The organism is Mariniflexile aquimaris (genome assembly GCF_042676825.1).
GTDB lineage: Bacteria > Bacteroidota > Bacteroidia > Flavobacteriales > Flavobacteriaceae > Mariniflexile > Mariniflexile aquimaris.
In genome coordinates, this window is sequence record NZ_JBHTIB010000012.1 from 885,628 (window position 1) to 900,708 (window position 15,081).

At 33.9% G+C, this 15,081-nt stretch carries 13 protein-coding genes; 8 read left to right on the forward strand and 5 right to left on the reverse strand.

The window, feature by feature from the left end; translation table 11 throughout:
* Nucleotides 1-171 precede the first annotated feature (171 nt).
* The 8 genes from ACFQ0I_RS11870 (at nt 172) to ACFQ0I_RS11905 (ending at nt 9,292) form a co-directional block, all read left to right on the forward strand.
* Nucleotides 172-786 (forward strand): DUF2202 domain-containing protein, encoded by a 615-nt coding sequence (locus tag ACFQ0I_RS11870; protein ID WP_379942529.1) that lies wholly within the window; start codon nt 172-174, stop codon nt 784-786.
* A gap of 96 nt (nt 787-882) precedes the next feature.
* Nucleotides 883-2,340 carry an NAD(P)/FAD-dependent oxidoreductase gene (locus ACFQ0I_RS11875; protein ID WP_379942531.1) on the forward strand — a complete coding sequence of 486 codons (1,458 nt, stop codon included), beginning with the start codon at nt 883-885 and terminating at the stop codon, nt 2,338-2,340.
* Between the two features lie 121 nt (nt 2,341-2,461).
* Nucleotides 2,462-2,599, forward strand: a complete 138-nt coding sequence (locus ACFQ0I_RS11880) for a hypothetical protein (RefSeq protein ID WP_379942532.1) — start codon at nt 2,462-2,464, stop codon at nt 2,597-2,599.
* Nucleotides 2,600-2,896: 297 nt separating this feature from the next.
* Complete coding sequence (locus tag ACFQ0I_RS11885; protein WP_379942533.1) at nt 2,897-4,210, forward strand: TolC family protein; 1,314 nt, start codon at nt 2,897-2,899, stop codon at nt 4,208-4,210.
* 9 nt (nt 4,211-4,219) lie between these two features.
* Complete coding sequence (locus ACFQ0I_RS11890) at nt 4,220-5,305, forward strand: efflux RND transporter periplasmic adaptor subunit (RefSeq protein ID WP_379942535.1); 1,086 nt, start codon at nt 4,220-4,222, stop codon at nt 5,303-5,305.
* 259 nt (nt 5,306-5,564) lie between these two features.
* On the forward strand, nt 5,565-8,780 hold the full coding sequence (locus tag ACFQ0I_RS11895; protein ID WP_379943040.1) for an efflux RND transporter permease subunit: 3,216 nt from the start codon (nt 5,565-5,567) through the stop codon (nt 8,778-8,780).
* Between the two features lie 10 nt (nt 8,781-8,790).
* Entirely contained in the window at nt 8,791-9,096 is a 306-nt protein-coding gene (locus ACFQ0I_RS11900) for a hypothetical protein (protein ID WP_379942537.1), read from the forward strand.
* 10 nt (nt 9,097-9,106) lie between these two features.
* Complete coding sequence (locus ACFQ0I_RS11905; RefSeq protein ID WP_379942539.1) at nt 9,107-9,292, forward strand: YgaP family membrane protein; 186 nt, start codon at nt 9,107-9,109, stop codon at nt 9,290-9,292.
* 35 nt (nt 9,293-9,327) lie between these two features.
* On the opposite strand, the gene ACFQ0I_RS11910 is transcribed toward ACFQ0I_RS11905, so the two are convergent.
* The 5 genes from ACFQ0I_RS11910 to ACFQ0I_RS11930 all read right to left on the reverse strand — a co-directional run bounded on the left by ACFQ0I_RS11910 (nt 9,328) and on the right by ACFQ0I_RS11930 (nt 15,051).
* The gene (locus tag ACFQ0I_RS11910) at nt 9,328-10,908 is read right to left on the reverse strand and encodes a glycerol-3-phosphate dehydrogenase/oxidase (protein WP_379942540.1); all 1,581 of its coding nucleotides are present in this window, start codon (nt 10,906-10,908) and stop codon (nt 9,328-9,330) included.
* Nucleotides 10,909-11,265: 357 nt separating this feature from the next.
* Entirely contained in the window at nt 11,266-12,651 is a 1,386-nt protein-coding gene (locus tag ACFQ0I_RS11915) for an NAD(P)(+) transhydrogenase (Re/Si-specific) subunit beta (RefSeq protein ID WP_379942542.1), read from the reverse strand.
* On the reverse strand, nt 12,651-12,965 hold the full coding sequence (locus ACFQ0I_RS11920; protein WP_379942544.1) for an NAD(P) transhydrogenase subunit alpha: 315 nt from the start codon (nt 12,963-12,965) through the stop codon (nt 12,651-12,653). Before ACFQ0I_RS11920 ends, ACFQ0I_RS11915 begins: the two co-directional genes overlap by 1 nt.
* A gap of 108 nt (nt 12,966-13,073) precedes the next feature.
* Nucleotides 13,074-14,153: an NAD(P) transhydrogenase subunit alpha gene (locus ACFQ0I_RS11925; protein ID WP_379942546.1), complete on the reverse strand. Its 1,080-nt coding sequence runs from the start codon at nt 14,151-14,153 to the stop codon at nt 13,074-13,076.
* Nucleotides 14,154-14,469: 316 nt separating this feature from the next.
* Nucleotides 14,470-15,051: a DUF502 domain-containing protein gene (locus ACFQ0I_RS11930; protein WP_379942548.1), complete on the reverse strand. Its 582-nt coding sequence runs from the start codon at nt 15,049-15,051 to the stop codon at nt 14,470-14,472.
* Between the last annotated feature and the right edge of the window lie 30 nt (nt 15,052-15,081).

Consider the following 15,081-nt stretch of genomic DNA (forward strand, 5'->3'; position numbering starts at 1 on the left):
AGAGAATTACCTTTGTATTATGGTAAAAATATATTCTGGCCTCTCAGTCAGAATTTTGGTTGGTTGATGTTAAAGGCACTCTTTTTAGAGTGCTTTTTTCTTAAGTAACATAAGTTGCTGATATGCTTGATTTTATTTCTGAAATTTACATGTAAATTAATTCAGCATATCATGAAAAAGTCAACAATTACAGCCGTTATATTATTAATGTTTTCCGTTTCCTTTTTATTTGCCTGTAATGAAAATGATGACATCAAGGATCCTCCAAACCAAACTATAAATCAAAAAGACAAAGAAGCTTTATTATTTATGTTAGAAGAAGAAAAACTTGCCAGAGACACCTATACTTATTTAAATAATTTATGGTCAATGAATCAGTTTTCTAATATTAAAAATAGTGAACAAACCCATATGGATGCCATTGTAAATTTACTTGAAATTTATCAAATTAATTACACGATTTTACCCGTTGGACAATTTGAAAATGAAAGCATTCAAAACTATTATAATCGGTTTGTTACCCAAGGATCTTTAAGTAGCACCAATGCCTTAAAAGTTGGAGCAACTATTGAAGATTTAGACATCGTTGATTTAGAAGAATACATTAACAGCACAACAAACCCAGATATTATAACCGTTTTTAAAAGATTACAATGTGGTTCTAAAAAGCACCTAAAAAGTTTTAATAAAGGCATAGTAAATTTTGGCGAAACCTATACACCACAATTCTTAACTCAAGAAGCGTTTAATAGCATTTTATCAGAAAGCAATGGCCCATGCTATTAAACACCATCTGGATTCTTAAATTATAGTTATTCTTTTGCCACTTTAGTTACAATACATTACTTATCAATAAATTATATTTATAAAATTTATATTCAAATGTCAAAAATTGTTGTTTTAGGTGCTGGTATTTCCGGCCATGTGGCGGCATCGCATTTACGCAGAAAACTTTCAAAAAACCACGAAGTAGTTGTGGTATCTCCAAACGCTAATTACCAATGGATTCCATCAAATATATGGGTTGGTATTGGCAGAATAAAGTCGGAGAAAATTTTGTTCCCGTTAGCTCCTTTATATAAAAAGAAAGGGATTGGATTTAAGCAAGCAAAAGTAATTTCGTTTTATCCTGAAGGGGATGCTAAAGAGCAGAAACCCTATGTGATAGCAGAATATGTAGCCGGAGAAAATAAAGGACAACAAGAAAAAGTAACCTATGATTATTTAATAAATGCCACGGGTCCAAAATTAAATTTTGAAGCCACCCAAGGTTTAAATCCAGGTTCTAATAAAACCTATTCTGTTTGCACCTATACACATGCAGACCATGCCTGGGAAGGATTAAATGCACTTATTGAAGATATGAAAAAGGGCAAAAAGGCTAAAATTTTAATAGGAACTGGACACGCAAAAGCAACTTGCCAAGGCGCAGCATTTGAGTATATTTTAAATGTAGAACAAGAATTAAGGCGCCATAAAGTACGAGATATGGCAGAAATAACTTGGATTTCGAACGAATACAAATTAGGTGATTTTGGAATGGATGGCATGTTACTTAGCTATGCGAGCATGACCATGAAATCGAGTGAAATGGTTGAAATGATTTTTGAAGACAGAGAAATTAACTGGATTCTTGGTGCAGGAGTTAACAAAATTGAAGATGGTATTGTACACTACGAAAATTTAGAAGGTGAAACTAAAACCGAAACATTTGATTTTGCCATGCTTATCCCATCATTTTCAGGACATGGTTTTAAAGCATTCGATAAAAACAATCAGGATATAACCGAAAAGCTTTTTAAAGGATTTATGATTGTAGATGCCGACTACACACCTAAACCTTATGAAGAATGGACAGTTCAAGATTGGCCAGAAACCTATCAAAATCCTAGCTATAAAAACATATTTGCACCCGGTATAGCATTTGCACCACCACATAGTATTTCAAAACCTAGAAAAAGTAAAAATGGTACCGAAATTTTTCCTTCACCGCCTAGAACAGGAATGCCCTCTGGCATTACAGCCAAATTAGTGGCCGACAATATTATTGATTCAATAAAAAAAGGTGAAGAATCACTACACCATAAAGGCTCTATGGGTAATATGGGAGCTGCTTGTATTGCCTCGGCTGGATTTGGATTAACTCAAGGCAGTGGCATTAGTATTACCACCTACCCAATTGTTCCAGATTACGTTAAATATCCAAAAACACAAGGACGACATTTAGGAAAAACATTTGGCTCTATTGGTTTAGCGGGACATTGGCTAAAATTAGCATTGCATTATGCGTTTATTTATAAAGCAAAAATGAAACCATTTTGGTGGTTGATTCCTGAATAGGAATCAAACTATACGAAGCTTATTCCTGAATAGGAATCAAACTACAAAATGTTGATTCTTGAGTAAAAGGAATCAAAATTTGCTAAATAGTTCAAAATAACACAACCATAAAACTTATATAATGACAAAACGAATATCTCCAATACAGCGATTTAAAATGATGAATCCAATAATTCAATTATTTAAATTCTTCATTTTAAGCATAAAAGTGATGGTTATTGTTGCCGGTGGACACGGTGGCACGAGAAAAACTCGCTGACAATTTGTAGAAGTTGTTAGATTTTAATTGATTGATAGCTAAAAGTACTCTTATAGGGTACTTTTTGCTTTTGTACCTAAAACAACCAACATAAAAATTTTCTTCCAAACTGATATTTATCAGTGCTCAACATTTGGTCTTGTTCTAATTTAAGGCATTATTATTTTTTTTAAAATCACTTAAAAACAAGAATAACAGATGAAACATTCATAGATGCCTATATATAAACCGTCAGTAACTTAGGTTACTTACAACACTTCTTGTCTACCCTACATTTGCAATATCAAATTACAAACAATGAATACTAAATTATTTAAAATATCTTTCGTGTTTTTAAGCTTTGTCTCAGTACTTCAGGCGCAGCAAGTAGTGCCTATCTCTAAGTCTGAAGTATTGAACAAAGTTTCAGAGAACAATCAGTCACTTAAAATTTCGAACGAAGATTTTAAAAGTGCACGCGCAGATTACAGACAAACCAATGCCATTTTTTTGCCTAATATTACGGCTTCGCATACGGGTATCTCTACTACCAATCCGTTAATGGCGTTTGGTTCTAAATTAAATCAGGAAATCTTAACGCAAAACGATTTTAATCCTGCGTTATTAAACAATCCAGATCAAATTCAAAACTTTGCCACAAAACTAGAAATTCAACAACCATTAATTAATATAGATGGCATTTATCAGCGTAAAGCGGCTAAGGCTAAAATGGAAGCCATGTCGTTACAATCGCAACGAACTAAAGAGTATTTATCTATAGAAGTAGAAAAGGCTTATATGCAACTGCAATTGGCTTACCGAGGTGTTGCCGTTTTAGAAAAAGCATTAGAAGCAGCTAACTCCAACAAATCGCTGGCCGAAAATAGTTTTAAACAAGGCTATTTACAACGTGCCGATATTTTAAACGTAGAAGTGCACGTAACCGAAGTAAAAAACCAGTTACAAACGGCTAAAAGCAATGTGCAAAATGCCTCTAATTATCTGTCGTTTTTAATGAATGATGAATCTTATGTTATTTATCAACCAAGTGATTCTTTAGCTATTAACAAGATAGATGATAAAAACAATGTCATGATTTCTCAAAATCGCTCTGATATTAAAGCCATGGAATCGGTTACAGAAGCTTACGAAGCTATGAATAAAGCTGATAAAATGGCATTTCTACCACGCTTAAACGCTTTTGGTAGCTATGAAATTTATGACGACCAAGTGTTTCAAGGTGATGCTAATGGGTATTTAATTGGTGCACAATTAAGCTGGGATATTTTTAAAGGATCGCAACGCATTGGAAAAGCACAAAAAAGCAGAGCCGAATTTGAAAAATCGAAACTACAATTCGAACAATATGTGTCGCAAAGCCAACTGGAATTAAACAAAGCAAAACGGGCGCTTACTGATGCTGAAAACAGATTGCATTTAACCTCTTTGGCAATGGAGCAATCTAAAGAATCCTTAAGAATTAGAACCAATAGATTTAAAGAAGGCCTAGAAAAAACATCTGATTTATTAATGGCAGAAACCCAATATGCCCAAAAACAATTAGAATATTACCAAACAATTTTTGAATACAATTACACACAAGCATACTTAGATTTTTTAACTAAAGAATAATTTCCAATAATGAAAACAAACATTAATATAATTGCCCTAGTAACTTTAGCACTATTTGTTATAAGTTGTGGTAAAGACGAAAAAAAGGCCTCGAGCGAAAGTGCAATTCCTGTAAAGGTTAGTGCTTTAAATGAGAACATAACCAATTCTTTTTTAACAGCAAGTGGTACGATTGAAGCTGTAAATAGTGCCAATTTAAGCACACGAATGATGGGCTATGTCACTAAAGTTCATGTAAAAGTGGGCGATAAAGTTAATAAAGGCCAGTTGTTAGTATCTATAAACAATACCGATTTACAAGCTAAAAAAGCACAAGTAAATGCAGGTATTACTGAAGCGACTGCAGCTTTTAACAATGCGAAAAAGGATTATAACAGGTTTAAAAATTTATTGGCAGACAATAGCGTATCACAAAAAGAATTTGATGATATGACCGCGCATTACGAAATGGCAAAAGCCCGTTTAGAAGGCGCTAACCAAATGAAAAACGAAATTAATGCACAATTTGCATATTCGAATATAACAGCACCTTTTAGTGGTATTGTTACTGGCAAAACTATTGAAGAAGGTAATATGGCAAATCCTGGGATGCCTTTAATTTCGGTTGAAGCACCAGGGAATTTTGAAGTAGTAGCGAATGTACCAGAAAGTGATATTTCTAAAATAGCATCGGGTACATTGGTGAATGTACTTGTAAAGTCCATTAACAAAACGGTAAAAGGTAAAGTTACTGAAGTAAGTAATTCGGCCAAAAATACGGGCGGACAATACGTGGTTAAAATTGCTTTAGATAAAACGGATGTTCCTATTTTATCTGGAATGTTTGTAACCGTACAATTCCCTACGGAAACTCAAGAAAAAACAGATGTGGTTTTAGTACCAAAAGATGCGTTAGTTACTAAAGGTCAGCTTTCTGGTATTTATACCGTAAGTGAAAGTAATACAGCCTTATTACGCTGGTTGCGCTTGGGCAGAACTTTTGGTAATCAGGTGGAAGTATTATCTGGTTTATCGGCCAACGAAGCGTACATCATTTCTGCCGATGGAAAATTATATAATGGCGCAAAAGTAATCCCATCCCCAGCCCTTCCCTGAGGGAAGGGAGTTTAATAAATGACTTTAAAAAAGAATAGAAATACATTAAAAAAAACAGACTCAAATAGCCCCTTTGGGGTTTGGGGATAGTAATAAATAACGCGTTAAGGATAGCAGTGAAAATCCTTTTTTTTGAAATTATAATCGTCATTTTCTCGCAAGAGATTGCTACAGCAAAGTAAAAAATGACGTCGCAATGACGAAACAAAAAAAAGATTGTAACGGATAGCCTGTTAAAACGCCCAAAAAATATATGAACATGCAAGACGGAATTTCGGGCAAAATTGCTCATTTTTTTATCAACTCTAAGCTAACAATCTTGTTAATGATTGGGTTGATGATTATAGGAATATACAGTTCGTTTTTAATACCACGAGAGGAAGAACCACAAATTAACGTGCCCATGGCCGATGTAATGGTTGGTTACCCTGGGGCAAACCCTACCGAGGTTGAAAACCGCGTAGTGAAGCCTTTAGAAAAAATTATTTCGAACATTAAAGGTGTTGAGCACGTGCATAGTATGGCTATGAACGGGCAAGCGGTTATGGTGGTTCAGTTTTATGTTGGTGAAGACACAGAACGCTCGTATGTGAAGCTTTACGACGAATTGATGAAACACGAAAACATGTTTCCGGAAGGTGTTTTTAAACCCATTGTTAAAACGCGTTCTATTGACGATGTGCCCATGCTTGGGCTAACGCTTTGGAGTGAAAATTATGATGATTTTCAACTGCGCCAAATAGCCGAAGAATTAACATCGGAAATTGAAAAAGTAAAAGATGTATCTATTACCAAAGTAATTGGAGGAAGAAACCGCGAGCTAAAAGTGGTTTTAGATAAAGATAAAATGGCTGGAAACGCTGTAGATGCATTAGGCATTATGCAAATGATTAAAGCCAATAATAGCAGCTCGCAATCGGGTAGTTTTGTGAATAACGATACCGAATATTTAATAACTACCGGACGCTTTTTAGAAACGGCTGAAGATGTAGAAAATTTAGTGATTGGCGTGCATAAAAACATGCCTGTTTACTTGAAACAGGTGGCTACGATACAAGACGGACCATCGTCGCCTAAAAGCTATGTGTCATTTGGTTTGGGTAACACTAACGAAGCGTATAACGATTTTAAATCGGAATATCCAGCGGTTACTATTTCCGTTTCTAAAGTTAAAGGTGCCGATGCGATGAAAATTTCTGATAAAATTTTAACGCACATCGAAAAATTAAAAACAACCTTAATTCCAGACGATGTTCATGTTGATGTTACCAGAAATTATGGTGAAACGGCATCGCATAAAGTAGGTGAATTGTTATTACACTTAGGTGTTGCCATTTTAGCGGTGACTATTTTAGTAATGCTTGCCATGGGGTGGCGTGGTGGCTTAGTGGTGTTCTTTTCGGTACCATTAACGTTTGCATTGACCTTATTCGCTTATTACATGCTGGGGTATACTTTAAACAGAATTACCTTATTTGCCTTGGTTTTTGTGGTTGGTATTGTGGTAGACGACAGTATTATTATTGCCGAAAACATGCACAGGCATTTTAAAATGAAACGTTTACCTTTTAAACAAGCCGCGATTTACGCTATTAATGAAGTTGGAAATCCAACCATATTAGCAACCTTTACAGTTATTGCTGCCATTTTACCAATGGCCTTCGTTTCTGGAATGATGGGACCATACATGAGCCCAATGCCTATTGGAGCTTCTATTGCTATGATTCTTTCGTTATTTGTGGCTTTAACGGTAACGCCATATTTAGGGTATCATTTGCTTCAAGAAAAAGACGAACAAGCCCATAAAGAAGAAGATGGTTTAGAAACGAGTGCGATTTATAAAATCTACAAAAAAATAGAACAACCGTTTTTAGATAATTCTAAAAAACGAAATGTCATGTTAGGTATTACTGTAGTGCTACTTGTAGGATCTGTTTTAATGTTTTTTACAAAATCTGTTGCGGTAAAAATGCTGCCTTTTGATAACAAGAATGAATTCCAGGTAGTAATTGATATGCCAGAAGGCACCACCTTAGAACGAACTGCGGTAGTGACTCAAGAGATTACACAATATTTAAAATCGATACCCGAAGTTGTTGATTACCAAAACTACATTGGCACCTCGGCCCCTATTACATTTAACGGTTTAGTACGTCATTACGATTTACGTGGTGGTAGTAATATGGCAGATATTCAAGTGAATCTTTTACACAAAGAAGATAGAGATTTACAAAGTCATGACATTGCTAAAATTGTGCGTCCGAATATTCAAAAAATCGCGAAAAAACACAACGCGAATGTTAAGATTGTAGAAGTTCCGCCAGGGCCACCAGTACTTTCTACCTTGGTTGCCGAGGTTTACGGACCAAACTATGATGAGCAAATTAAAGTTGCAGATCAGGTTAAAAGCATTTTAGAAAATACGGTTGATGTGGTAGATGCCGATTGGATGGTTGAAGCAAATCAAATTGAATACCGATTGGAAGTAGATAAAGAAAAAGCCATGTTACACGGTATCGCACCACAGCAAGTGGTTGGTAATTTAACCTATTTACTACGCGAATATCCAATAGCTAATCTGTACGACGAAACCTCTAACGATAATGTCAGTATTGTGCTTTCTTTAGACGATAAAGATAAAACCTCGCTGTACGACATTCAAAATTTAAAAATTAAAGGTAATCGTGGAAATGTAATTCCGGTAAGCGATTTGGTTTCAATCAAAAAAGAAACTTTAGACCATACCATTTATAGAAAGGATCAAAAACGCGTTGTTTATGTGTTAGCAGATATGGCAGGAGCTTTAGAAAGTCCGGTATATGCTATTTTAGGAATGAATGAAAAACTACAACAAATAAAACTTCCTAAAGGATACCAAATAAATGAATTGTATATGGAATCGCCTACCGAAGAAACCGATTTTACGGTGAAATGGGATGGTGAATGGCAAATAACCTTGGAAGTATTCCGCGATTTAGGCGCTGCTTTTTTAATTGTAATCGTTATTATTTACATGCTTATTGTGGGTTGGTTCCAAAACTTTAAAACACCGTTGGTAATGATGGTAGCTATTCCGCTTTCGTTAGTGGGGATTGTTTTAGGACATTGGGTTTTAGGCGCCTTTTTTACAGCCACCTCGTTTATTGGTATGATTGCTTTGGCTGGTGTTATGGTTAGAAACTCGGTACTTTTAATCGACTTTATTGAGATTCGATTGAATGACGGCGTTCCGCTAAAACAAGCCATCATTGATGCCGGAGCCGTTAGAACTACCCCTATTTTACTAACCACTGGTGCCGTTGTTATTGGAGCGTCTATTATTTTATTCGACCCTATTTTTCAAGGTTTAGCCATATCGTTAGTAGCAGGTGCTATTGTATCTACATTATTAACGCTTATTGTAGTACCATTAATTTACTACATCACCGAACGTAAAAAATGGGAAAAGAACGAAACTTTAGAAAATAATAATTAAATATAAAAACATGAAACTAGTTATTATTACCGCGATTAAACAATTTGAAAAAGACATCATTTCGCAACTTAAAAAAGCCAATGTTAAAACCTTTTCCTTTAGAGATGTTACAGGATATCGGGATAGCACTGAAGATGCTGTAGAATCAAATTGGTTTTCGAGTGAAATGAATCAAACAGAATCCATCTTATTTTATGCATTTGTAAAAAAAGATTCTATTGATTTACTTTTCAAATTGATTGAAGAATTTAACAGCAAACAAAAATCGCTATCTCACATTCATGTGGCTGTAGTGAACATAGAAAAATCAAATTAAAAAATAGAATATGAAAAATAGAGTTTTTAGAGCCGTTGTAGGTTCGTTTATACTTATAAGCTTAGTGTTGGCTGTATATGTAAATATTAACTGGTTGTGGTTTACGGTTTTTATTGGCGTTAATATGTTACAGTCTTCTATAACGCAATGGTGCTTATTAGATACTATTTTAGCTAAATTTGGCCTAAAAAATTAACAACATAAATAAGTAGAAAATAAAAACAATACGTGCTAAGTTAACACGTATTGTTTTACTATTTCAGTGAATTCCTTAATTTGTTGTTGTTCCCACAATTCGTCTTTATTCAATTCTTTTGCCAACATTGTTGCTACAACAGGTAATATTTCTAAAGTTGCTCGGGCATCTAAAAACAAGGTTCTAACACGTCGCGCCAACACATCTTCGAGTGTTCGTGCCATTTCATTACGAACTGCCCAAATTATTTCGGCCTTGGTAAATGGCAATCGCGGATGCAGTTTTTCTCCAAGTTCTGGATTCTCTTTAATTAAATTTTCTATAAAATCTTTATCACTTCCGTAAACGTAAAGATGATTTGCTTTGTCTGTAGAATTTATAGCACCATGAATTTTTAAAGATTTGGTTTTACAGACTTTTTTTGGCAATTTACCTATGGCTATGGCCTTATTTAAAGTGTCTTGTGCCATTTTTCGATACGTTGTCCATTTCCCTCCGGTAATCGTAATTAATCCGGAATTAGACACCATAATTTTATGACTTCTAGATATTTCCTTAGTTTTTTCTGAATTGTCTTTAGGCGCTGCCAGTGGTCGTAAGCCCGCAAAAATGCTTAATACATCTTCTCTACTAACTTTTTTAGCCAGATAACTATTTGTGGTAGAAATTATAAAATCTATTTCTTCGGGTAATGCTTTAGGTTCTAAACTATGACTATCAAGTAGCGTATCGGTTGTTCCAACAATAACTTTATTATGCCAGGGCACTAAAAACAAAACCCTTCCGTCATTGGTTTTTGGAATCATAATCGCATCGTCTCCAGGTAAAAAAGTTCTATCTAACACTAAATGCACGCCTTGACTGGGTCGGATGCTATTTTTTACATCAGCATTGTCCATTTTCAAAATATCATCGGTAAAAACACCCGTAGCATTAATGACTACCTTCGCGTTAATGGTATAAGTAGTATAGGTATCGGTATCCCTTGCCCTAACACCTATAACTTCACTATTATCATTTTTAAGTAATGCTTCTACTTTAAAATGATTTAATACAGTGGCTTCATGTTCAATACAGGTTTGAGCAAGATTTACCGCCAATCTGGAATCGTCAAATTGACCATCATGATAAATGACGCCTCCTTTTAAACCTTCGGTTTTAATAGTTTTTAATCTGGATAAGGTATCTTTTTTATTTATGAAGACGGACTTCCCAAAACTTAATTTTCCTGCTAAAGCATCATAAATTTTAAGTCCGATTATATATTTTACTCGTCCCCACCAGGTATAATTAGGAATTATAAATGATTGATTTTGTACTAAATGAGACGCATTTTTTAATAACAAACCGCGTTCGTATAATGATTCTTTAACCAAATCGATATTACCTTGAGCCAGATAACGCACGCCTCCATGAACGAGTTTAGTGCTTCTGCTTGAGGTTCCATTAGCAAAATCGATTTGCTCTAATAAAAGTGTTTTATACCCACGTGTTGTACTATCTAATGCAATTCCTAAACCGGTTGCGCCACCGCCAATTACAATAACATCCCAATGGGTTTCATTTTTTAATTGATTAATTAAATGCGCTCTTTTAAATGGGTTTATTTCTTCCAAACAATTCTTTTTTAGTCAAATTTAAACAGCTCTAATTTCGTGAAAATAAAACGTATATTTTTTAAAATACCATTAAAATTTACGCATATAATACTACTTTAAATTTAGGTGTTAGAATAAAAAACTATCGATTCCTTTATAACTAACTGTGTTATTAGCTATACTGAAATAATTTTTATCTCGATGATTGGTTTACATACTTATACCACACAAAATTCAATATAAATACTAATTAGTTTTATATTATTATGTGTAAGATTAGCTATTTTTTTAGGAAAAGATATATAAAGCTTGCAAATTGCTAAATGTGTAATTAAGAGTTTCATTTCAATATTTTTAAAATGAAACTCTTAATTTTTACAAGTTTTTCAACTCACCAAGAATACTTTCTAATGATTTTTTAGCATCAGCAAAAAGCATCTTGGTATTATCTTTGAAGAATAAAGGGTTTTCTATACCTGCATATCCAGCATTCATACTTCGCTTTAAAACAATGACGTTTTTAGTTTTTGAAACATCTAATATAGGCATGCCATAAATTTTACTCGTAGGATCATCCTTTGCTGAAGGATTCACCACATCATTGGCTCCAACAACAATGGCTACATCTGTTGAAGCTAAATAATCGTTTGACTCTTCCAAATCAAGTAATTTATCATAACTCACATCAGCCTCTGCTAGTAAAACGTTCATATGTCCAGGCATTCTACCCGCAACTGGATGTATGGTGTATTTAAGTTCGACACCTTTATTAATTAGTATATTCTCAACATCTTTAACAATTTTTTGCGCCTGTGCTACTGCCATTCCATACCCCGGAATAATAGCAACTCGTTCTGAATAAGCAAGCTGAATGGCTAAATCGGACGCCGAAATTTCTTTTATAGTGCCATATACCGCATTAGACCCAGCATCTTCTTTTTTTGCCGAAAAATTACCAAACAAAACCCCTATTAAAGTGCGGTTCATGGCGGTACACATTAACAATGTTAAAATAATTCCGGATGAGCCCACTAAAATTCCACCTAACAACATAAGTTTATTATCAGTCATAATTCCAGAAATGGCAGCAGTAATACCTGTTAATGAATTTAAAAGTGAAATTACCACTGGCATATCGGCTCCACCAATAGGTGCTACAAAGGTTACGCCATAGATTACTGAAAGTACTGTAAATAAAATTAAATGTGTCGTAGTAAGTTTTCCTTCGTAAGCAAAGAAGCTTATTAATCCAATAGCTACAATTAGCAAACAAATATTTACAATTGTGGCATAAGGTATTTGCAGGTGTTTATCCTTAAGCTTACCACTTAATTTACCATAGGCTACCATCGATCCTGTAAAAGCAACAAATCCTAAAAATAGATTTGTTAATACCACAGTCAAATCTGTGTAATTCCCAATGGAGTTATTATTAATTAACCAAATCAACGAAATTAAAGCCGCTGAAAAGCCTCCAAAACCATTAAATAATGAAACCATTTCTGGCATTGCTGTCATTGGTACTTTTTTCGCAGAAATTACCCCTATAATACCTCCAATTAAAAGGCCTATTCCAATAAATAAATAATTATTGTTTTGTGTTTCTAAGGGATAAAAAATGGCCACAACAATTCCCAAGCCAACACCAAGCGCCGCAAGTTTATTACCATTGTTAGCAGACTCAGGATGCGATAATTTACGTAAACCTACAATTAATAAAATAGAGCTAATAAATAATACAATATCAAATAAAACTATCATTATTTATTTCTTTTTTTGTTAAACATTTCTAACATTCTGCCAGTAACAGCAAATCCTCCAAAAGCGTTAACAGCTCCAAAAATGATTCCGAACGTTGCTAATATTAAGGTTATATAATTATCGGAAGGCGTTACGCGAATTAATAATATAGCACCAATTAATATTAGTCCACTTATGGCATTCGAACCCGACATTAAAGGCGTATGCAAGACGGTTGGTACTTTTGATATGATTTCAAAGCCCAAGAAGATTGCAAAGGCCAAAATATAAATCATGTTTAAATTAGTTGTAATGAATTGAAGTATATCAGTCATTGTTGGTTAGTTTTTAATTATCGGTTATTATTGAAACAAAAAGGTTTGAGCAAATGATTGCATCCTACCATTTTGCGTACATATTAGTGTAAATAAATTTAAGATTGATTAACAATTTGATATGCAAGAAGCGGTGTAAATTTCGTCTTGATTATTGGTTTTTAATTTTAAATCTGAATCGGAAATGTGATTTAAAAAATTATAAACATTATTTGCAAAAAGTGTGGAAGCATCAACTACGGCAGCGTCAGATAAATTTGAATTACCAACTATATGCACATAATTATGAATAATCGTTTTACCATCTTCGGTTAACTCGCAATTCCCGCCAGCATCCGAAGCTAAATCAATAATTACCGAGCCTCTTCGCATGTTTTCAACCATTTCCTTGGTTACTATTACTGGAGCTTTTGTACTTCTAACGGTTGCTGTACAAATAATAACATCGGCATCCGTGATATGTTTAAACATCATTTCGCGTTGTTTCTTAATGAATTCTTCGCTTTGTTCTGCCCCATAACCTTGACTGGTAGCTTGATTAGCACCTTCTACTTTTAAAAATTTCCCGCCTAAACTTTTAACCTCATCTTCCGTCTCTAATCGTGTATCAACAGCTTCAACAACAGCTCCTATTCGTTTTGCTGTAGCAATTGCTTGCAACCCTGCAACACCTGCTCCAATAACAAGAACTTTTGCTGGTTTTATGCTTCCCGCAGAGGTTATTAACATTGGAAAATATCTAGGCAACAAATCTGCTGCTCTTAAAACTGCCTTGTATCCTGCTATCGATGACATAGATGATAATACATCCATTGATTGTGCGATGGATGATCTAGGAATCATATCCAAACTGAAGGCTTTAATTCCATGCTTTTCTAATTGAACTGAAACATCTTTAAAAATATAAGGCTTAAAATGTGAAATGTAAATGGTGCCTTTTTTTAACTTTGGATATTCTTCTTCTTTTATAGGAGTGAACGAAATTACAATATCTGAATTTTCAAAAATTTCTTCTCTACTTTTGATAGATGCCCCTGCAGCCTCAAAATCTGCATTCGCTATAAAAGACGTTCTACCAGATTTTGTTTCTACTTGTACTTCGTATCCTTTTGCTATTAGTTTTTGAACCACAGAAGGTACCAATCCTACTTTTTTATCATACCACTCTTTTAAAATACCTATGACCATAATGAAAAATTAAAATTCAGCACAAATAAAGGGTATTTTATTAATTTTTCACCCATTAAAATTAAAAAATATCTAGTCTTTTATTTAAAAACTTCAGCGTTTTCTATGGAGAAATCAGTAATTATTTATAATAATTTGTCGGGTGAAGAATTTTCCAAAGTTGGGGAAGCTTTAACCTTACATTAAACGAATATTCGAGATGTTTAGGAAAGCCAAATCCAAGCATTAGTCAAAGGCTATAAAATTACCTTATTACCAATAACTTAAATACGTAAAAAGTACTTATTCTAATCTATAGATGGTTTTAATTTGATGTTTATGTCGGAGTTTTTTCCCAGCCAGAGACTCCTGCAGATACAATAAACTTCATAACATCTGTAGAACTTAAATCTATGGCTTTAATATGTTCTTTTGGGACAATAAATAGTTCGCCAGAAAAATTATAAGAGTGTGGAAAATACACCGCAACTTTGTCTTTTTCGTTTAAGAGTTCTAGGTTTTCTTCTGTAATGAACCCTAACTTTTCTAAGTTTGAAATTAAATTCACTTTGACCAAAACAGGCTGGTTAAATTTTTTTTCTTTTCCTACAAATGCTGAAAATAAATCATTTATGGCAGAATATAATAAATTTAACAATGGCACTCTTTCCAGAGTTTTTTGAATGAACAGATTAAAAGGTCTTGCAATAAAAGATTTGCCTAAAAATCCGACCAGAATTAAGAATAATATTAAAGTGACAAAACCTAAGCCCGGTATATTAAAATCAAAAATTTTGATAAGTACTTTTTGTAAGGTTTCGTCTATAAGGGTGAAAATTGAATAGATTATATATATGGTTATAGCTAACGGTGCGATATATAATATTCCGTGGAGTAAATAATTCATTAATCTTTTCATGGTAAATTGGTTTTTCTATTAAATTTATTA